This window comes from Caballeronia sp. INML1, assembly GCF_023631085.1.
Classification (GTDB): Bacteria; Pseudomonadota; Gammaproteobacteria; order Burkholderiales; family Burkholderiaceae; genus Caballeronia; species Caballeronia turbans.
The window spans coordinates 201,908-222,101 of the sequence record NZ_JALQDT010000051.1 but is presented as its reverse complement, the minus strand read 5'-3'; the positions used below and the strand labels follow the sequence as shown (position 1 = coordinate 222,101).

Sequence of the window (20,194 nt, the reverse complement as noted above, 5' to 3'; positions counted from 1 at the left end):
CGATACTGCATTGCCGGCCGGATCGCTTGCGCAGTTCGGGCGATGCCGCGCCTTTCCAGTCATTCGGGAGCAACCATGCGCTACAGGAAATTCGGCAATACCGGTCTTTTCGTCTCTGAACTGTGCCTGGGCACGATGACGTTCGGCGGCGGAACGGGCGGAATCTGGGACAACATCGGCCAGTTGCAGCAGGCGGACGCGGACAAGCTGATCGGCCGCTCACTCGATGCGGGCATCAATTTCATCGACACCGCCGACGTCTATGCCGACGGCCAGTCGGAAATCATCACCGGTCAGGCGCTGAAAAACCTGAAGGTGCCGCGCGAGAACGTAGTCGTCGCGACGAAGATCCTCGGCGAGACCGGGACGAAGGGGACGAACTCGCGCGGCGCGTCGCGCTATCACATCATCGACGGGGTGAAAGCGAGCCTGAAGCGCTTGCAACTGGATCACGTCGATCTGTACCAGATTCACGGTTTCGATCCGGCGACGCCGATCGAGGAAACGCTGCGCGCGCTCGACAATCTCGTGCAGCATGGCCATGTGCGCTATATCGGCGTGTCGAACTGGGCGGCGTGGCAAATCATGAAGGCGCTCGGTATCTCGGAGCGGCTGGGTCTTGCGCGCTTCGAGTCGCTGCAAGCGTATTACACGATCGCCGGCCGTGATCTCGAGCGCGAGATCGTGCCGCTCTTGCAAAGCGAGAGCGTCGGCCTGATGGTCTGGAGTCCGCTCGCGGGCGGCCTGCTCTCGGGCAAGTACACCCGGGAAGGCGCGAAGGAAGAAGGCAGCCGGCGCACCAAGTTCGATTTCCCGCCGGTCAACGTCGAGCGCGCGTATGACTGCGTCGACGTGATGCGGCGCATGGCCGAGGCCAAGGGCGTGTCGGTCGCGCAAATCGCGCTCGCATGGCTGCTGCATCAGAAGGTCGTCTCGAGCGTGATCATCGGCGCGAAACGCATCGAACAGCTCGACGACAACATCGCGGCGACGAAAGTCCGGCTCAACGACGACGAACTCGCGGCGCTCGACGAAGTCAGCCAGTTGCCCTCGGAATACCCGGGCTGGATGCTCACGCGGCAGGGCGAATATAGGCGCAACCAGTTGAAGGAGCAGTCGGCCGAGTGAGATTGACCGACATGCGGACGGCCCTCCTGGCCGTCCGCGTGTCGTAGGGATTTACCCGTAAATCTGGCGGATTACGCCCATTTTCGGCCCTTTATCTCGAAACCAGATAGACCCTATCCTCCGTATCGCGTTGCGGCATAAGGCCGCTCTGCCGACACTGTACGCACAACATCACCACTGCCTCACGGAGACAACATGCGTACTCAAGTCGGCATCGTCGGCGCGGGCCCCGCCGGGCTTCTTCTTTCTCATCTGCTGCATCTGCGCGGCATCGAATCGGTCGTGCTCGAAGCGCGCAGCCAGGACGCCATCGAATCGACGATCCGTGCCGGCGTGCTCGAACAAGGCACGATGGACACGCTCAATCAAGCCGGTCTCGGCGCGCGCATGCAGGCCGAAGGCGCGCTGCATCACGGGTTCGAACTCGCGTTCGAAGGTCAGCGCCGCCGCATTGCGCTGACGGAGCTGACCGGTCATTCGATCACGGTGTATGCGCAGCACGAAGTCATCAAGGATCTGGTTGCGGCGCGACTCGCGGCGAACGGGGAGCTGAAGTTCAACGTGTCGAACGTGTCGCTGCACGATTTCCAGGACGGCAGCGATCGCAAGCCGCGCATCAAGTATCAGCACGAAGGCCGCGACGAAGAGCTGGAATGCGACTTCATCATTGGCTGCGACGGCTCGCAGGGCGTCGCGCGCCAGTCGATTCCCGAGGCAGTCCGGCAGGACTATCAGCGCATCTATCCGTTCGGCTGGTTCGGCATTCTGGTCGAAGCGCCGCCTTCTTCCGACGAGCTCATCTATGCACGGCACGACCGGGGCTTCGCGCTCATCAGCACGCGCTCGCCGGGCGTGCAACGCATGTACTTCCAGTGCGATCCGAAAGATACGGTCGACGCCTGGTCCGACGACCGCATCTGGGCCGAGTTGCACGCACGCGTCGATAGCGCCGATGGCTGGCAGATCACCGAAGGCAAGATCTTCCAGAAGAACATCGTCGGGATGCGCAGCTTCGTGTCCACGCCGATGCAGTCGGGCAAGCTCTTCCTCGCGGGCGACGCCGCCCACATCGTGCCGCCGACCGGCGCGAAGGGCCTGAACCTCGCGGTGTCGGACGTGCGCGTGCTGAACGCCGCACTCGAAGACTTCTACAAGGAAGGCGGTACCGAGAAGCTTGCGCGTTACACCGAGACGGCGCTCAAGCGCGTCTGGCGCGCCGAGCATTTCTCGTGGTGGATGACTCGCATGCTGCACAAGCTCGACGACACGTCCCCCTTCGAGCAGCGTCTGCAGGTAGCCGAACTGGAGCACGTGACGACGTCGCGCGCGGCCGCTACCGCGCTCGCGGAGAATTACGTCGGCAGCGTGGCGGTTTAACCGGTCATCGCGCGCACAGCGCCATCATGGCGCTGTGCGCTTGCCGCATCAGAGCACCGCAACCACGCGCACGTCCCCTTCCACCGACGGAATCACCTGCCCGCCGACGCGCCGGAACGTGATCGTCGCCGTCTTGTCGCCGAGACGCAGATCGCCGATTTCCAGCCAGTCGATGCCTTCGGGCAACGCCGGCCGGTCGATGCGCACTTCATCGTTGACGGCATCGACGGTCATGCCAAGGCACGCCTCCAGCACCATGAAAGGCGCGCCCGCCGCCCACGCCTGAGGCAGACAGGCGACCGGATAAGCGATCGGCCGTTCGCCGCGCTGCCGCGTGAATCCGCAGAACAGCTCAGGCAGACGCATATCGAAGGTGACGGCGGCCTCGAACAACGCTTGCAGCAGGCCCACCGCCGCACCGCGGTCGCCGTAACGCGCGAGACCGCGTGCGCACAATGCAGTGTCGTGCGGCCATACGGAGCCGTTGTGATACGACATCGGATTGAAGCGCGGTTGCCCCGCCGCCAGCGTGCGCACGCCCCAGCCGGTGTGAAAGAGCGTCGATTCGAGCTGACGTGCAACGGCCTCGCCGCGCTTGCGATCGACGAGATCGAATGCGAGCAGATGCCCCGCATTCGACGACAGCACGCGGCACAACTCCCCCTTGCCGTCGAGCGCGATGCCGTAGAAGTCCATCTCCGGCATCCAGTACATCTCCTCGACGCGCTCGCGAATGTGGCGCGCGCGGCGCTCGAACTCACGCGCACTTTCGTCTTCGCCGCGCTCGCTGGCGAGGCGCGCCATCGTTGAAAAGGCCGTCGACGCATACGCTTGCACTTCGACGAGCGAGATCGGTCCAACCGGGAATTTCCCGTCCGCGTGGAACACGGAATCCTGGCTGTCCTTCCAGCCTTGATTCGCGAGACCGTTCTCCGATGCGCGCTGATAATCAAGCAGACCGTACGGATTCTTGTCGCAATGGCGCGCGACCCATTGCGCCGCGAGTTGCAGCGCCGGCCATATTTCGTCGATCAGTGCGCCGTCGCCGGTGCGCTCGGCATAGGCGCCCGCCAGCACGATGAAGAGCGGCGTGCTGTCCACGCCGCCGTAATAAAGCGCGAAGGGCACCTCGCCGGTCGCCGCCATCTCGCTCTTGCGTGTCTCGTGCATGATCTTGCCGATTTCGGCATCGCGGAACGCCGAGTCCTCGCGGGCCTGATGAGCGGCGAGAAAGCGCAGCACGCCGCGCCCGAGCGTGGGTTGCAGCCAGAGCATTTGCAGCGAGGTGATGATCGCGTCACGGCCGAACGCCGTCGAGAACCACGGAATACCCGCGTAGGGATAGGGGCCGGTTTCGAGGTCGGTCGTGAGCAGGCCGAGATCGGCGAACGAACGGTCGATCCATTCACTGAAAAGCGGATTGCTGGAACGCACGCGCGCGCTCGCGCGGCGTCTGTCGCGCATGCGCCGATGCGCTTCGACGAGCGCCTCGCGAATCGCCGGGCGGCCCGACTCCGGCGCGCATTCGGCAGCTTCGGCAGCGTTGCGCTTGCTTTCCTCGCTGGCATCCGAAAGCGCATGCGTGACCGCCGTCACTGACAAATACACCGAGATCGCGGTCTCCGACTGAATATGCAACGCGTAGTCAGCGCGCGTGGGCGACAGCACGTCCGGCGCGGGCGTGAACTGGATGCGCGCCGTGCGCTCCACTTCGTCCAGGCCGATATAGCGCAACACGACCTCACCGTTCTCGACCATCGGCGGCCGCAACGCGCCGCGCTTGCCGCGTTTCGCGCCGCGCACCTCGAACATGTCGAGAAAGTCCGCCGCGAAGGAGATCGAAAGCGGCACGGTGGACGGCTCGGTGCCGTAATTCGTGAGCACGATGCTCTCGTGCAGCACGTGCCCGGACAGCACACGCTTGCGCTCGACGTGAATCACGCCTTCCGGCGTTTGGGCCCCGCCTATCGGCGGAAGCGGGCGGTTGGTCAGATGCGCCGTGAAAACCGCGTTGTCGCTCGACACGCTGCCGGAAAGCAGCGACGGCGCGCGTCCGCCGAACGTCAGCACGAGCTCCGAAAGCACCCGCGTGTCGTTGACGAAAAGGCCGTCATCGCCGCCACGGATGTCGCCGTTCGCGTCGTAGACAGCGAATGTGTTGCCGGATTTCAGGACGAACTGGCGTTCGCTCGGCATGTTGGCATGCTCGGTCGGGATGAACGCGTCATCCGTGAGCCGTGGCTGCGACTCCTGCGATTGTTGTTGCTGTTGCTGCTCTTGCGACTGTTCCTGTGTATTCATTGCGCCTTCCTGAAAGTGTTCTGAAGGGTTTTCCTGAGCCGCTCTGGAACGCGTTCGAAGCTCCCGGCACGCCGCGACCGCCCGGTCGGGCATCGCTCTCATGCAGCAAGTGAGCCGCTTACCCGCTATCATCGACGGCTTTTCGACCCACCCACGCCTGACGGGTTCTCCGCGCGCAATGTCATTTCCGCATATCGACTTACTTTATTCTGCTTCGGGGCTCGCGGTGGGCTTTCTCGTCGGCCTGACGGGCGTGGGCGGCGGTTCGCTAATGACACCGCTGCTCGTCCTGCTGTTCGGCATCCACCCGGCGACCGCCGTCGGCACCGACCTGCTCTACGCGGCCGCGACCAAGACCGCCGGTACGCTCGTGCACGGCATCAAGGGTTCGGTCGACTGGCGCATCACCGGCCGTCTCGCCGCGGGCAGCGTGCCGGCGGCGGCCATCACACTGTATTTCCTGCACGCGCACGGCATTGAATCGCGCGACACCGCGCGGCTCATCCAGCTGATACTCGGTACGGCGCTACTCATCACCGCCATTTCGTTGGTCTTTCGGCCGCAACTCGCCCGCTTCGCGTACAAGAAGGGACGTGGCCGGCCCGAGCACCCCGTGCGCACCGCCGCCTGGACGGTTCTCACCGGCGCGATTCTCGGTGTCCTGGTTTCGATTACGTCCGTGGGCGCGGGCGCGATCGGGGTGACCGTGCTGCTTCTGCTGTATCCGCGTCTCGCGACGGTGCGCATCGTCGGCTCCGATGTGGCCCACGCGGTGCCGCTCACGCTGATTGCCGGCGCCGGCCACTGGATGCTCGGCTCGGTCGACTGGGCCCTGCTCGCCTCGCTCCTCGTGGGTTCGATTCCGGGCATTGCCATCGGCAGCATGCTCTCCTCGAGGGCGCCCGAAGCGCTGCTGCGTCACGTGCTTGCCGCGACGCTGGTACTCGTCGGAGCAAAGCTCGTGTTCAGTTGATGTTAGTCACGCTGCTTCGCGCTTTCCAGTCGGCCGAACGACATAGGCCGATTCGCACAATGTTCCTGTTTTTCTCCTATGCCGTTTGGCCGGGTTTCGCGCTGCGGGGCGATGCGGCATCATGCCCACTCAGTTGAGCCGCGAGCAGCATAGCGGCCAGGCCGGGGCGCCGGGTAATGGGCGCGTCATCTTTCGGCGTCGATAATGCGGGCGCGCGTCATGGGACGTGTGCGGCATGTTCACGAGGAGTCAGGCGATGAATGAGAAGGACCATCCGCAGAACGAGCTTCCCTCCAGCATCGATACGCCAGCCGGCGACGCGCCGGCGGACCCCGCGCGGCGGCGGCTGCTTGCGGCTGGCGTGGGTCTCGCAGGACTGTCGCTCGGCGGGTGCAACCTGTTCGAAAACAAGCCGTCCACGCCTAAAACCGCAGCCGATGTCGCACTCGACCGCACGCTCACGGCGAAGGTTCAGCACATCGTCGTGATTTACGCGGAGAACCGCAGCTTCACCAATCTCTACGGCAATTATCCGGGCGTGCAATATCCGCTCTCAGCCGTGCCCGCGTCGCAGTACACGCAACTCGATCGCGACGGCCTCACGCCCATGCCCACGCTCCCGAAAATCTGGGGCGGGCTCGTGCCGCAAGCGCAGGAAGTCGGCGGCAAGCGCTTTGCGATTTCCGAGCAGCAGATCACCGGTCTGCGCAACGCGCCCTTCCAGATCATGGACGCGAACGGGGCGCCGCTTCCCAATTCGGTCATCACGCGGGATCTGGTCCACCGGTTTTATCAGAACCAGATGCAGATCAACGCGGGTCGTAATAATCAGTTCGCGGCGTGGGGCGACTCGGGCGGCCTCGTGATGGGCCATTACCAGAACTCGCCTGAGACGCTGAAGCTGTGGGGGCTCGCGCAGCAATACACGCTCTGCGACAACTTTTTCATGTCGGCATTCGGCGGCTCGTGGCTGAACCATATTTTCCTGATCTCGGCGCAGGCGCCCTTCTATCCGGACGCGAAAGGCAGTCCGGCGGCAAAGTTGCTTGCAGTGATCGAAGGCGACGACCCCACCGGATCGCGCCTCAAACTCGCGCCCGATTCGCCGAAATCGGCGCTCGAAGGTCCGCCGAAGTTCGTGCGCGACGGGGCGCTCACCGCCGATGGCTATGCGGTCAACACCATGTTCCCGCCCTATCAGCCGAGCAATGTGCCGCCCCCGCAAGGTGGCGATCCGCGTTACGCGGACCGGGCGAACGCGCTCGTGTTGCCGCCGCAGACTTACGCGACCATCGGCGATCGCCTGTCGGACAGGAACATCGACTGGGCGTGGTACAGCGGCGCCTGGCAATACGCGCTCGAGCACCGGGACACCGGCGCGGTGCCGGACTTCCAGTATCACCATCAACCGTTCAACTACTTCGCGAACTACGCACCGGGCACCGCCGCGCGCACTCAGCATCTGCGCGACGCGGGTCTGGGCGACGATCCATCGACGAACAAGCTGCTCGCCGACATCGACGCGGGCCGCCTCCCCGCCGTCACCTTTTACAAGCCGCAAGGCAATCTCAACATGCACGCGGGCTATGCGGATGTCGCTTCCGGCGACCGGCATATCTCGAACGTGATCGAGCACATCCAGCGCGGGCCGCAGTGGGAAAACACGGTGGTGATCGTCACCGTCGACGAGAACGGCGGCTGGTGGGACCATGTCTCGCCGCCGAAGGGCGATCGCTGGGGCCCGGGCTCGCGCATTCCGGCGCTCGTGATCTCCCCGTTCGCGAAGAAGGGCTACGTCGATCACACCGTGTACGACACGAACTCGATCTTGCGCTTCATCTCGCGCGTGCATGACCTGGCACCGCTCGACGGCGTGGCCTCACGGGATCGTGCCTTCGCCGCGAACGGCCAGGCGCCGCTCGGCGACCTGACGAAATCGCTGGACCTTGCGTAGCGGCTAGCCGCGCTCGATCCAGGCCCGCGCCGAGATCTCCAGCAAATAGCCGTAGTGCAGCGCGCCGACCGGCACGACGGCGCGCGCCGGTTTCCACGCGCCGAAGTGGCGCGCGTAGATTTCGTTGAACGCTTTCCAATGATCGACGCCGACGAGATACACGGTCACTTCGATGCAGTCTGCGAGACTCGCGCCTGCCGCTTCGAGCACGGTGCGCAGATTCGAAAGAGTCTGTTCAGCCTGCTCTTCGAACGGGAGATCGCCCGTATGCGTGCCGTCTGGACGGATAGGCAACTGGCCGGACACGCACACGAGATTGCCGGCGCGGGTCGCGTGGCTGTAGTGTCCCGCCGGAATCGGCAGGCCGGGAGCGTTGATGGTTTCGATCGGAGGCATCGTCGGTTCGGGTGGAGTGACAAACGGTGAGATGGGCGTCGACGGCGGATTATTGATTCGGAGTCAAGTTTCATTTGAGACTATCGCTCTTTTTGCGAGAGTCCAAGCGGCTCATACTGTGCTCATCGTAGTTCGAACATTCAACGGAGCACAAACATGAACATTTTCATCACTGGCGCGGGCGGGTTTATCGGCGGTTCGATCGCGGCGGGCCTCGCGCGTGACGGTCATCGGGTGCGCGGTCTTATCCGGCGCACGGAACAGGCCGAGGACCTGAAGCGCCTGAACATCGAACCGGTGATCGGCAGCCTGGACGACACCGACTTGCTGACCGCCGAGGCGCGCGCCGCCGATGCTGTCATCAACGCCGCGAGCAGCGATCATCGCGGCGCCGTCCAGGCGCTGATCGGCGCGCTCGAAGGCACGAACAAGCCGTTCCTGCATACGAGCGGATCGAGCATCGTCGGCGATGCGTCGGGCGGCGAGGCATCGGACAAAATCTACTCCGAGGACGACCTGCCCGAGCCGACGCCCGACAAGGCGCCGCGCGTGGCGATCGACACACTGGTGCTCGATGCCGCAAAACGCGGCGTGCGCTCGACCGTGCTCTGCAACACATTGATTTACGGCCACGGCGCCGTCCCGAATACGGCAAGCGTGCAGTTGCCGCGACTGGAGCGTCAGGCGAAGAAGAGCGGCATCGTGCGCCACGTGGGACGCGGCCTGAACATCTGGTCGAACGTGCATATCGACGATGTCGTCGATATCTACCGCCTCGCGCTCGAAAAATCGCCGGCGGGCACTTTCTACTTCGTCGAAAGCGGCGAGGCGCAGTTCCGCGACATGACGGCCGCCATGGCCCGCGCCCTCGAACTGCGTGGGCCGGAAGACTGGCCGCTCGAGGAAGCGATCAAGGAATGGGGTTATGAAATGGCGTCGTACGGTCTCGGCTCGAACAGCCGCGTGCGCAGCAAGCGCACGCGCGAGACGCTCGGCTGGCAGCCGAAACGCACGTCCGTCATCAAATGGATCGATGACGACATGGCCGCCTGATCGCCGATGACGCGGCAAATTGGCTTGACCAATTTGCCGCGCGTGCGACATCACGCGTTACTTCAGCGCAGCCGCAAACTTCTCGATATCCGCTTCCGGCATGCCCGACTTCGTCGCGGAATCGCGGATCTGCTTCCACGTCGTCGGATCGATTGCGATGCCGTTCGCCGTGCGGTCCGCGCGACGCGCCTCCTCCGGCTCGCCCGGCGCGTAGATCGCGTCCACGCCCGCCGCCCGCGGCGAAGCCTTCATCCATTCGAGGAACGCTTCGGCCTCGGCCTGCGCGGCGGGGGCATCGAACGCGTTCGGATCGACGATCACCGAGGTCATGCAGTTGATGATCGCGCTCGACTTCTCCAGCGTCTCCTCGTGCGTCGTATAGCCGCCCGAGAGCGCCCCGCCGAAAATCTCGCACAACGCGGCGAGGCCCGAACCCTTGTGCAGTCCGAACGCCGTGAGCGAACCGAACGGCTCTTCGTGCATCACCTTCGGTTCGATGGTCGGCTTGCCTTCGTGATCCAGCAGCATGCCCGGCGCGACCTTCACGCCCTTGTTGTACGCCACCCGCGTCTTGCCGTAAGCGATGCCGGCGGTCGCGAAGTCGAGCACGAGCGGGCTCTTGCCCTCGCGCGGATAGGCTGCGCAGAACGGGTTCGTGCCGAAACGCCGGTCGATGCCGCCGAAGGGTGCCACGAGCGGATCGCCCGCGACGTTCACGAAGTGGAAAGACACGAGCCCCGCCTTCGCGCACTGCTCCGCCCAATGACCGATGCGCCCGATGTGATGCGCATTGCGCAAGCCCACCGCGCACACACCGAGCTTCTTCGCGCGCTCGATTCCATGTTCCATCGCTTCGTAGGCGACCACTTGCCCGAAGCCCTTGCGGCCATCGACGGTCAGCACGGCGCCCGCATCGCGCACGATTTGGGCGTGCGTGTTGAGCTTCAACTGGCCCTCGCCGAGCGACGCGACGTAGCGCGGGATCATCCCGACGCCGTGCGAATCGTGACCCGACAGATTCGACATCACGAGGTGGTCCGCGACCAGTTCCGCCTCGCGCGGCGCGCTGCCGGCTGATTCCCAGATCGCGCGGACATAGGCGTGCAGCGTGTCGGCGGCGATGCGCTGTTCGGTGGCATAAGGGGTGGACGTGGGGGATGCATTCATTGCGGCACTCGTCTCCGTAGTTGATGGCTCGCGCGTTTCGAATTTCGAGGCACGCGCGGGCCTATCACTTTACAGACGATCAACTGGCCTTACCAGTTTGTTTTTACGAAATCGCTGAAAACCGGCCAAAAAAAGCCCGGACAGACCGGGCTTTCCATACCGTCGACCGGTCGATCGAGATTCAGGGCGCCGCCGCAATCACTTCCGCAACCGAGGCCGTCAGCTTTTTCGCATACGGAACGTGCAGGAATTCGTTCGGTCCATGCGCGTTCGATTTCGGGCCGAGCACGCCGCACACCATGAACTGCGAACGCGGAAACCCTTCCTTGAGCGTGTTCATGAGCGGGATCGTGCCGCCCTGCCCGATGTACGCGACGTCCGCTCCGAAGTGGCGCTTCGACGCTTCATTCAGCGACGAACGCAGCCACGGCGCGAGGTCCGGCGCATTCCAGCCCGTCGCGGCGCCCGCTTCCGGCTTGAACGTCACCTTGGCGTTGTACGGCGGATCCATTTCGAGCAATCGCTGCAACTTCACGACCGCCTTGGCCGCGTCGACGAGCGGCGGCAGGCGCAGCGACAGCTTGAACGCCGTGCGCGGCGCGAGCACATTGCCCGCGTCCGCGAGCGGCGGCAGGCCCGCCGCGCCCGTCACGGTGAGCGACGGACGCCAGGTGGAATTGAGGAGCGCTTCGCGAGGATCGGTCGTCGTCGGCAGCACGCTGCTACCGTCCGCCCCGCAGCTCCACGGCAGCTTCTTCCAGACATCGTCACCGAGGATGCGCGCGGTCATTTCAGCTTCGCGCCGGCGCAGCATCGGAATCGGGCAGTGAAAGCTCTCCGGCAAGAGATTGCCCGTGCTCGCATCTTCGAGGCGTTCGAACAGTTGCCGCATGATGCGGAAAGTGGACGGCGCGATGCCGCCGTAGCCGCCCGAGTGGATTCCCTCTTCGAGCACCTGCACTTCGAGATCGCCCGCGACGAGACCCCGCAGCGACGTCGTGAGCCACAGCTGATCGTAGTTGCCCGCGCCGGAATCGAGACAGATCACGAGGCCGACATCGCCGAGCCGGTCACGCAGTGCGTCGATGTAAGGCAGAAGATCGTAGCTGCCCGATTCCTCGCACGTCTCGATGATGCCGACACAGCGCGGCCGCTCGACGTTCTGCGCATCCAGCGCCGCGAGCGCGGTGATGCTGGCGTAGGTGGCATAGCCGTCGTCAGCGCCGCCGCGGCCGTAGAGCTTGTCGTCCTCGAGCTTCGGGGTCCACGGGCCGAGATCGCTGCGCCAGCCTTCGAACTCCGGCTGCTTGTCCAGATGGCCGTACAGCACGACCGTCTCGTTGCTGCCGGCGCGTGTGGCGGGCGTTTCGAAGAAAATGACCGGCGTGCGCCCGGGCAGGCGCACGATCTCGACCTTGAGACCCTTCACCGGCTGCGTGTTGATCCAGTCGACCGCATCCGTGACCACGCGCTCGATGAAGCCGTGGCGCGCCCAGTCGCTATCGAACATCGGGCTCTTCGCGGGCACGGCGATGTAGTCGGTCAGTGCGGGCACGATCTCGTCGTTCCATTTGCGATCCACGAACTCGCGCAGCGCGGCGGAATCGAGCCGTACTGCTTCGTCGTGTTGCGTGCTGTCGCCGTTAGTCATGACCCTGTTTCCCTTCGAGGCAAACTTCAATCATAGACGGGATTTGCCCCCGGCTGGAGCGGCGACGGGCCGTGCATGCCCCTTTTGGGGTGATTTTCTAGCGTGCTGGCTTGCTCGCCGCGCCATCGCGCGTTCCCGACACGACGACGCGCGTCGCCGCCGGGTCGGAATCGATCGCCTGTTCGGAAAACCGAAAGCGCGACCAGCGCTTCGCCGCGAACGCGCGCGTCGCATCGCCCGAGTGCGGCGAGGCCGGATCATCGGATTCGGCGTGCGAGAGCATCGTGTCGGCTTCCACGCCGTTCTCGCCGAACGTGACGACCTGCACGTAGCTGTCGCCCTGGCCGTTGATGTCCATCGGATAACCCTTCGCATCGAGCGGACGCCGCGCGCAGACGATCGTGAAGTAGCCCGCCTCGTCGCAGCCGCCAAAAAGCGGCACGCGCGCGCCGTTGCGGGTCGTGTAGAGCATGTCGCCGCGCCGCGAATCGAGTGCAAAGCCGTTCAGCGTCAGCGCGAGTGCCGCGCCGCCGAGCGCCTGGCGCAAGTCCTGAAGGACCGCGGGGTTGTCGGCACTGAAGCCTGCCGGCGTCGCGAGCGGCTTGTTCGGATCGAAGCCCGACGCGTACAGGCGTTCCGGCGCGATCCGCGTCGCGCGTGACCAGAACTCGTCCCAGAGATTCGCGCCGCGCGCGTCGATCTCCGCCGTGCCATTCCACTTGCGCAGCACCTCGCAGGCCTCGTGCAGCGGGCCGAGCGCTTCGTTGACCGTGCAGACCGCATCGAGCAGCGGCTGGCGGTAGAGGCGCTCGGACATCGAGTTCGTTTCCAGCACGGCGGATTCGAGCGCGTCGCGCGTCACGCCGCCGCGCTCGCGCTGCAGGCGCGCGGCGAGCAGATGGCCGTAACGCGTGCGCAGCGACTGCTCGACGCGCGTCGCGCCCGCGATGCGCGGATAGCCCGACATCGGCGCGTTCGCGTTGGTGAGCCAGTAGCTGTCGTTGAAGTTGCCGACGTAGTCGCCGCGAACGATGTTCGGCAGTTGCTCGACGGGCAGCGCGCCCGGCTGCACGCTCGTCGAATCGACGCGCCACGCGCACGCGCTCTTCGAGCCGTCGAGGAACGGCACGCCCGGCACACGGGCCGCGAACGCGCGGCCGGCCGGAGTCGTGCACGACTGCGCGAGCGCGTCGGGCACGTTCGGGATCGGGCCGATGTCGGCGAACCAGACGCGCTCGTCGCCGCGCCCGATCGCGAAGGTGTTCGCCCACGGCATCGCGGCGTAGCGCTTCTGGATCGCCATGAAGTCGCCGAGCGAGCGCGCCTGATTCCACGCGAAAAAGTTCTGGAACGCGCGCGTGTTGTCGATGTTCACGTCGGCGAGCGCATACGTGCGCTCGCCGCTCCAGCCGAGTCCCTGTGCCATCGCGGACAAATCGACGACCGGACCGTAGCGCGTCTTGTACAGCGTGCGCGACACGGATTCGTAGGTGCCGTCGGCGCGCCGCGAGCGCACCGTGAGCGGCACGGGCGTCATCGCTTCGCTCTCGCCATCGACGAGATACCGCGTCGGATCGGCGGGATCGAGCGTCAACTGGAAAATGCCGAAGCGCCGCGCGCTCGACACCGTATGCGTCCACGCGATGTTCTCGTTGAAGCCGAGCACGATCAGCGGCACCCCGAGAAACGACACGCCCGCGACGTTCAACTGGCCGGGAATCGTCAGTTGCGCCTGATAGAAACGGTCGGGGCCGCGCCAGAACCAGTGGGGATTGCCGAACAGGATGCTGCGTTTGTCGCGCGTGATCGGCGCGCCGAACGCAAGCGCATTGCTGCCGATGCCCGCATGCTCGCCGATGGGAAAGCGCAAGGATTCGAGCGTGGTTTGCGCTGCGTCAGAGGTGGTAGCCGGCTTCGGCGGATGGGCGGTGGCGATCGATGTCACGAAGCGCGCCGAGCCGCCCGCGAGATTGGCCGCGATCAGGCGAAGGTAGATGTCGTCGGCGTTGATCTTGCCGAGCCACGGCTTGCCGCGGCACGCTGCATGCGCGTTCGGGAAGCTGCCCGCGTTCAGATCGGCGAGATAGCGGTTGTAGCCGTTCGCGAAGCCGTCGATCAGATTGCGCAGTTCAGCCGGTTGCGCGAGACGATAACGTTCGACGGCCGCCTGATCGCCGATCAGACGAAAGAAGAAATCCGCGTCGATATTGCGCGGCTGGCCGAAGGTCGCCGCCGCTGACGGGCGCGCGTCCGGACCGAACCAGGCCGAGCGCTCGCCGCGATACGTGACGAAGCCGTCCGCGAGCGTGCACAAGTTGTCCTGCGCCTGCGCATAGCCGAAACCGAAGCCGAGGCCGCCCCAATCGGCTGCGCGGATATGCGCAATGCCGTCCTGCGTGCGGCGGATCTCGGCGCTCCAGGCGTTCTGCGCCCCCGAATTCGTCTGGCCGGGTCCGACCGGCGTTTCCGGCGGCGCGACGCAGCCGGCCAGAAAGGCGCTCAGAAGCGCGCCGGAGATCGCAAGGCTGACGATCTGGTTCATCGCGTGGGTCCCCCGGTCCGATCGACGTGATGACGGGTGCTTACCGCCCCGCCGCGCAGTATCGCATCGCGGGCAGCGCGATACGCCGCCAAAGTCTAGCCGCTCGCGTCCGCCGTGGCGAAGCCGATGCACAATGAAGCGATGAACGATCCTTCTCCTCACACCGACGATCCGCGCCCGGTGCCACCCGAGCGTCCGCTGCCGGAAGACTGCTGCCAGAGCGGCTGCAACGCGTGCGTTTTCGATCTGTATCAGGAGGCGCTGGCGCGCTATCAGGCGGAGCTGCGCGCGTGGGAGGCGCGGCACGCCGCACGGTGAATCGATCCTGCCGGTTCGAGCAGGCAAATGGGCGCGGCGCTATGCTTGTGTCCCCTGTCGGTATCCAAACCAGAACACAAGGAGCGCACTTCCATGTCTCTCACGATGTATCGCGCATCGATTCCCGTATTCATTCGCGGACTCGAGGTATGCGCGGATCTGCTGAAGAAAGGCGCCGTCTTCGCCGATGAAAAAGGCCTCGCTCACGCCGACGTGATCAATGCGCGCCTCGCGCCCGACATGCTGCCGCTCGCCGCCCAGATCCAGCGCGCGAGCGACACGGCGAAGCTGTCGGCGGCACGTCTTTCCGGCGTCGACGCGCCGCGCTTCGAGGACGACGAAGACAGTTTTCCGGCGCTGCAGGCGCGTATCGAGAAGACGATCGCGTTCCTGAAGAGCATCGACAAGGCGTCGCTTGCCGGCTGCGAGACTCGCACCGTCACACTGAAGTTTCCGGATTTCTCGCCGTCGTTCTCGGGTGACGATTATCTGTTCGGCTTCGGGCTGCCCAACTTCTATTTCCACGTCGTCACGACGCACGACATCCTGCGCCATCTAGGCGCGCCGATCGGCAAGCGGGATTATCTCGGGCCGCTCAAGTGATTTGAACGCGGCGCTCGATGAGCCGCTCGATCGGACGATCGAGCGGCCGAATCAAGGCGCTTTTGGGTACTACCCCTACCCCTGCTGCGCCGCGATCTGCTTGCGCCAGCCCGCGAGAATCCGCCGCGCGAGCGCATCGTAGTCGCCGCCGAAGTGATGATCGCCCGGCAGCTTCACCACTTCGATACCCGTCTTCGTCAGTTGCGGACACAGCGTGTCCTCTTCCTTCTCGCCGTAGATGCATTGCACCATCGACGGCGGCAGCTTGTTCAATTCCGGCCGCACCTTGAGCGCCTTTTCGCTTGCGCGCATGCCGAGCCAGCCGGTGACGCGGATCTGAAAATCCGCGGCAGGCGAAAATCCCATCAGCGAGATATACGACACCTGCGCGCGCACTGCGTCCGGCAGACGGTTATACGCGAACGGCATCACATCCGCGCCGAACGAATAGCCGACGAGCGCCACATGGCTCGTATGCCAGCGCGCGCCGTACGCGCGGATCACGCGGGCGAGGTCGTCGGCCGTTTGCTGCGGCGTCTTCTCGCTCCAGAAGTAGCGCAGCGAGTCGATGCCGATCACCGACACGCCATCGCGTTGCAGCGCGAGCGCCATTGTCTTGTCGAGATCGCGCCAGCCGCCGTCGCCGGAAATGACGATCGCGAGCATATCGGTGGGTTGCGCGGCGCGCAGCTCGATCAGCGGGAGATCGGAGACGTCGCCGCCGGTCGTGGGCCCGGCCTTTCTGAGATGCGGCCCCGTCATCGCGACGAGCGCGGTGGCCTTCGTCTGACCCGGTTGCAATGCCGCGCGCTCCATGAAACCCGGCAGACCCTTCGCGTGGATGATGGTCGGGTCCGGCGGGCACGGCTTGAAGCGCGCGTCGAGTTGCGCGTCCGCCGAGAGCGACACGGCGCCCGCGACGGTGTTGTCGGGCGCCTGCTTCAGCGAGCTTTCCGCGAGGATCGCGCCCTGCCCCGTGCCGACCAGGATCGGCGAAAAATAATGATTCGACTGGACGGTGCGTTCGAGCTGATGGCTCATGTTCTCCGCATCGCCGACGAGGTTATGGCACGACTTCTCCGTCTTGTCGGCGGCGACTCGCGCGGCATAGCGAGGCGTATCGACGCCGATCACCATCGCGCCCCTGGCGGCGAGCGCGGCGGCGGCCTCCTGATCGGCCGGCGTCCAGCCGCTTTGCTCCGAGAACAGCACGACGAAGCCGGTCATGTCACCAGTGGGCTTCGTGAGCGTCACCTGGCCGTAACGTCCGCCGGAAATCGATTCAGCGGCATGCGCCGCACTGAACATGGACACACCACAGACGGCGGCCACCACGACCGCCGCCGCTTTCTTGCAAAAGAATTTCATGAACGCCAACCGCCCGCGAGGAGCGAAAGATCCGCCAAAGTGAAAAATACGCCGACCGAACCGGACGCCGCCAGATAACGCGGCTCCCAGCGCGGCTGGAACTTGCTTTTGAATCCGCGCAGTCCGCGGAAGTTGTAGAAACGCCCGCCGAAGCGCCAGACGAGCCCCGCGAACCGATGCCAGTGCGAGGCCAGCGGCGTCGGTTCCATGCCCGACAGCGGCGCAATGCCCAGCGACAGCGATTTGAACCCCGCTTCCTTCAGATGCAGCGCGAGCTTGGTGAAGAGGTATTCCATCGCGTAAGACGAGGCGGCCGAAACATGGCGCATCACGCCGACGGTCGCTTCGGTGTTCATGTCGGTCGTCATGAAGGTGACGAACGCGACCGGCGCGCCCTGCTGGCGCACGAGCAGCACCGACTGCGCCGCGAGATATTCCTCGTTGAACGCCGCGACCGAGAAGCTCTTCTCTCGCGCGGAGCGGCTGTCGAGCCAGTCGTCGGAGATTGCGCGCAGCATCGGCATGCTTGCCGCGATCCGCTCCGGCCCGATGACTTCCGTATCGAAGCCATCGCGCTCGCCGCGCTTGAGCGCATAGCGCAAATGCGAGCGATGCGAGCCCTTCAGATCGAACTCGGAGAGCGCGACGTGCGCCTCCTCGCCGAGCTTCATCAGCGTGAGGCCGGCGTCGAGATAGAGCGGCAGAGCATCGGCGCGCACCTGATAAAACGCCGCGCGGCCGTTGTGCGCGTGCGCGAGCTCGACGAACTTGCGGATCAGCTCCGCCCACTCGCGGCGCGGACCGACCGGATCGTGCAGCGCGGCCCACGTGCGGCCGTGCTTCGCGTACATCAGGAAAGCTTCGCGCGACTCGGAGAAGAGGAAGCTCTTGTCGCCCATCATCGCGAGGCCGGCGTCGCTGCGTTCCTGTGCGCGGAAGATGCGCGCGGCATCGGCGAGATCCTGCGGGGCGGGCTTCACGAAGCGGCCCGCCGCCGGACGCAGCAGTTGCCACACGCCGAACGCCGACGCGAACACCGCCGCCGCGAGCGTCGCGCGCAGCGCACGCGGGGCGCGCTCGTCGAAGGCGAACTGCCACCAGAGATCGCCGCTGTACGGCACGTCGCGGAATGCGAAGAGCATGATCCACACGGCGAAGGCCATCACGACGCCTATCGAGATCAGCCATGTCGCGGTGAAGCGCTCGGCGAAGAGCGACGAGCGGCGGTTGAAGCGCTCGCGCGTCAGGACGAGGAGCACGACGAGAAACGCGAGGACGCCGACTTCGACGAACGCGAGACCTTTGGCGAGCGACAGCGCGAGGTTCGTCACAGCGAGCACGAGCGCGAGCCACCAGGCGGCATCGAGGCGGCGCATCAGGCCGCGCGCGACGAAGAGGAGCAGCACGCCGAGCACCGAGCCGAGCAGTTGCGAGCTTTCCAGCACCCACAGCGGGACGATGGTCTGCAACAGCGCAATGCGCATCTTGAATGCCGGCGTCGCGCCCGAGATGACGAGCATCGAGCCCGCCGCGAACGTGACGATCGACAGGAACAACGGCGCAAGCTGCGACACGTGACGCCGGCTCAGGAGGCCGAAGCGGCCCTTGAGCGCACGCCCTTCGAACGCGGCCATCACGCCCGCGGAAAGGATCAGCGGCAGGCCGAAATAGATCGCGCGATACGCAAGCAGCGCGGCCAGCACATCCGGCGTCTGCGCACTGTTGCCGAGCGCGAACACCATTGCCGCCTCGAACACGCCGACGCCGCCCGGCGTATGACCGATCATGCCGAGCAGCATCGCCGCCGAGAAAACCGTCATGAATTCGCCGAAGCCGACTTGCGCGTTCGGCAGGAGCGCCCAGAGCGCGAGCCCGGCGCCGAATACATCGATGACGGCGAGCGCGGCCTGCGCGACGAAATCGCGGCGCGCCGGGACGGTGAACGACAGCCATTTCCAGCGCGAACGCAGCGTGCGCGGCTCGCCGCCGCAAACGACGGCCATCGCGGTGAACACGGCGAGCAGCGCCGCGCCCGTCACGCGCAGCACGGCCGGCGGCACATGCATCATGCCCGAGAGCGTGCCCGCGCCGAACAGCATGCCGGCGGCCGCCATGAAGGCAAGGGAGAGCGCCAGCGTGACGCTCGTGAAAATCGTCAGGCGGCCGACTTGCGCCGGCGTGACCTCGGCCGCGCCGTAGACGCGGCAGCGCACGGCGCCGCCTGTCAGGGCACCAAAGCCCGTTACGTTGCCGAGCGCCGAGCCGACCGTCGCGCCGACCCACAGCAAGGAACGCGGCACCGCTACGCCGATGTGACGCAGCCCGACCGCGTCCCGCCCGACGAGCGCGGCAAAGCTGAGCCCGGTCGCGAACAGCGCGGCCATCCAGGCTTGCGGCGTCATCATGCGCAGCGAGTGGATGACCGACTTGTAATCGACCGAGCGCGAAAGATGCTGGAAGACGACCAGCAGCAGCACGCAGATGACGACCGTCAGCACGGGCGCGGCGAGCCGCTGAAGATCGAAGCCGCCGGACGAACGTCCGATCGGAGAAATGGCGCGAAGCCGGGCAAGCAACTTTGTGCGAGACATGCGTTCTATCAAACTGGCTCCCGCTGCGCATCGGCCGCGAGCGATCGATGGCAACGTTACATCACGGTTATCGGGGTCCGCGCACACACGCGGTCGGAGAGCGCCACTTCGGCGCCTGCCGCTCGCGCTCGCGCCATACAAAAGGCTTCAATGTGTGAAACGCCTGTATAACGGCGGTGGTTGACCCGACTTGACTAATATTGGGAAAACTACGGATCGAAAGCTTTCGATTAGACCTGGCGCGGTTCCCGGACGGCTCGACCGGCACGAATGACCGATCGCGCGCGCTTTACGGTTTGTCAGGGAAGCGGTTAGGATCGACGGCCGCGCAGCTTGCGGGCATCGACCTGAGCACGGGACGGTAGCTTAAGCGGTTACTACAAAAAAAGGCATCGGAATTATGAGAAAACACATCGAAATCTTGTTTGCCGCCATCGGCGCATCCGTGCTGAGCGCGTGCGTTTCGACCGACGACGCCCTGCTCAAGACCGTGCCCTTCGGGTCGGGCACGTCGCAGTACAAGCCATACGACTTCGTTCGCTGCGTGAAGGAAAAATGGACGCCGATCGCGCCGCGCGTGCGCGAATATTCGCCGAGCGCAGATACGCTGGCCGTTTCGGTGCCCGGCGGCGGCAGGACGAGCCAATCCGTGGTGCTGGTGATCGCGCAGGCGTCCGCGAACGGCACGGGCTACACGATCTACGGCGATGTCGCAGCCGCGGGCCGCTACGTCACGGCGACGCACACGTGCGACTGAGCCGCCGTATTCGTG

General features: G+C 65.3%; 15 protein-coding genes. 8 read left to right on the top strand and 7 right to left on the bottom strand.

What is annotated here, in order from left to right; genetic code table 11:
- Positions 1 to 75 precede the first annotated feature (75 nt).
- Positions 76 to 1,128 (top strand): aldo/keto reductase, encoded by a 1,053-nt coding sequence (locus tag NCR38_RS17135; RefSeq protein ID WP_061115828.1) that lies wholly within the window; start codon positions 76 to 78, stop codon positions 1,126 to 1,128.
- A gap of 195 nt (positions 1,129 to 1,323) precedes the next feature.
- Positions 1,324 to 2,505, top strand: coding sequence for a 4-hydroxybenzoate 3-monooxygenase (locus NCR38_RS17130; protein WP_061115829.1), 1,182 nt, complete (start codon positions 1,324 to 1,326; stop codon positions 2,503 to 2,505).
- Between the two features lie 48 nt (positions 2,506 to 2,553).
- On the opposite strand, the gene NCR38_RS17125 is transcribed toward NCR38_RS17130, so the two are convergent.
- Entirely contained in the window at positions 2,554 to 4,806 is a 2,253-nt protein-coding gene (locus NCR38_RS17125; protein WP_061115830.1) for an amylo-alpha-1,6-glucosidase, read from the bottom strand.
- A 178-nt stretch (positions 4,807 to 4,984) separates the two neighbouring features.
- Here NCR38_RS17125 and NCR38_RS17120 point away from each other — a divergent pair, with 178 nt between their 5' ends.
- Both NCR38_RS17120 and NCR38_RS17115 read left to right on the top strand, forming a co-directional pair.
- Positions 4,985 to 5,779: a sulfite exporter TauE/SafE family protein gene (locus NCR38_RS17120; protein WP_061115831.1), complete on the top strand. Its 795-nt coding sequence runs from the start codon at positions 4,985 to 4,987 to the stop codon at positions 5,777 to 5,779.
- Positions 5,780 to 6,035: 256 nt separating this feature from the next.
- Positions 6,036 to 7,733: an acid phosphatase gene (locus NCR38_RS17115; RefSeq protein WP_061115832.1), complete on the top strand. Its 1,698-nt coding sequence runs from the start codon at positions 6,036 to 6,038 to the stop codon at positions 7,731 to 7,733.
- A gap of 3 nt (positions 7,734 to 7,736) precedes the next feature.
- Here NCR38_RS17115 and NCR38_RS17110 read toward each other — a convergent pair whose 3' ends face one another.
- On the bottom strand, positions 7,737 to 8,129 hold the full coding sequence (locus tag NCR38_RS17110) for a RidA family protein (protein WP_061115833.1): 393 nt from the start codon (positions 8,127 to 8,129) through the stop codon (positions 7,737 to 7,739).
- A gap of 156 nt (positions 8,130 to 8,285) precedes the next feature.
- Between NCR38_RS17110 and NCR38_RS17105 the strand changes: the two genes are divergently transcribed.
- Complete coding sequence (locus tag NCR38_RS17105; protein ID WP_061115834.1) at positions 8,286 to 9,182, top strand: NAD-dependent epimerase/dehydratase family protein; 897 nt, start codon at positions 8,286 to 8,288, stop codon at positions 9,180 to 9,182.
- Positions 9,183 to 9,239: 57 nt separating this feature from the next.
- Here the strand turns inward: NCR38_RS17105 and NCR38_RS17100 are convergent, their stop codons facing one another.
- From NCR38_RS17100 to NCR38_RS17090, 3 genes are all read right to left on the bottom strand, one after another.
- Positions 9,240 to 10,349 carry a malate/lactate/ureidoglycolate dehydrogenase gene (locus NCR38_RS17100; RefSeq protein ID WP_061115835.1) on the bottom strand — a complete coding sequence of 370 codons (1,110 nt, stop codon included), beginning with the start codon at positions 10,347 to 10,349 and terminating at the stop codon, positions 9,240 to 9,242.
- A gap of 181 nt (positions 10,350 to 10,530) precedes the next feature.
- Positions 10,531 to 12,000 (bottom strand): M20 family metallopeptidase, encoded by a 1,470-nt coding sequence (locus NCR38_RS17095; RefSeq protein ID WP_061115836.1) that lies wholly within the window; start codon positions 11,998 to 12,000, stop codon positions 10,531 to 10,533.
- Between the two features lie 97 nt (positions 12,001 to 12,097).
- The gene (locus NCR38_RS17090; protein ID WP_061115837.1) at positions 12,098 to 14,542 is read right to left on the bottom strand and encodes a penicillin acylase family protein; all 2,445 of its coding nucleotides are present in this window, start codon (positions 14,540 to 14,542) and stop codon (positions 12,098 to 12,100) included.
- Positions 14,543 to 14,683: 141 nt separating this feature from the next.
- Here NCR38_RS17090 and NCR38_RS17085 point away from each other — a divergent pair, with 141 nt between their 5' ends.
- A complete protein-coding gene (locus NCR38_RS17085) occupies positions 14,684 to 14,860 on the top strand; it encodes an oxidoreductase-like domain-containing protein (protein WP_409219292.1) in 177 nt (58 codons plus the stop codon).
- A 93-nt stretch (positions 14,861 to 14,953) separates the two neighbouring features.
- A complete protein-coding gene (locus NCR38_RS17080) occupies positions 14,954 to 15,463 on the top strand; it encodes a DUF1993 family protein (protein ID WP_061115838.1) in 510 nt (169 codons plus the stop codon).
- Positions 15,464 to 15,538: 75 nt separating this feature from the next.
- On the opposite strand, the gene NCR38_RS17075 is transcribed toward NCR38_RS17080, so the two are convergent.
- Together NCR38_RS17075 and mprF are read right to left on the bottom strand one after the other, a co-directional pair.
- Positions 15,539 to 16,831 (bottom strand): virulence factor family protein, encoded by a 1,293-nt coding sequence (locus NCR38_RS17075; protein WP_061115839.1) that lies wholly within the window; start codon positions 16,829 to 16,831, stop codon positions 15,539 to 15,541.
- Positions 16,828 to 19,422 carry a bifunctional lysylphosphatidylglycerol flippase/synthetase MprF gene (mprF, locus tag NCR38_RS17070; RefSeq protein ID WP_061115840.1) on the bottom strand — a complete coding sequence of 865 codons (2,595 nt, stop codon included), beginning with the start codon at positions 19,420 to 19,422 and terminating at the stop codon, positions 16,828 to 16,830. The genes NCR38_RS17075 and mprF overlap by 4 nt, the downstream gene beginning before the upstream one ends.
- Before the next feature lie 400 nt (positions 19,423 to 19,822).
- Here mprF and NCR38_RS17065 point away from each other — a divergent pair, with 400 nt between their 5' ends.
- The gene (locus tag NCR38_RS17065) at positions 19,823 to 20,179 is read left to right on the top strand and encodes a hypothetical protein (protein ID WP_061115841.1); all 357 of its coding nucleotides are present in this window, start codon (positions 19,823 to 19,825) and stop codon (positions 20,177 to 20,179) included.
- The last annotated feature ends 15 nt before the right edge of the window (positions 20,180 to 20,194 follow it).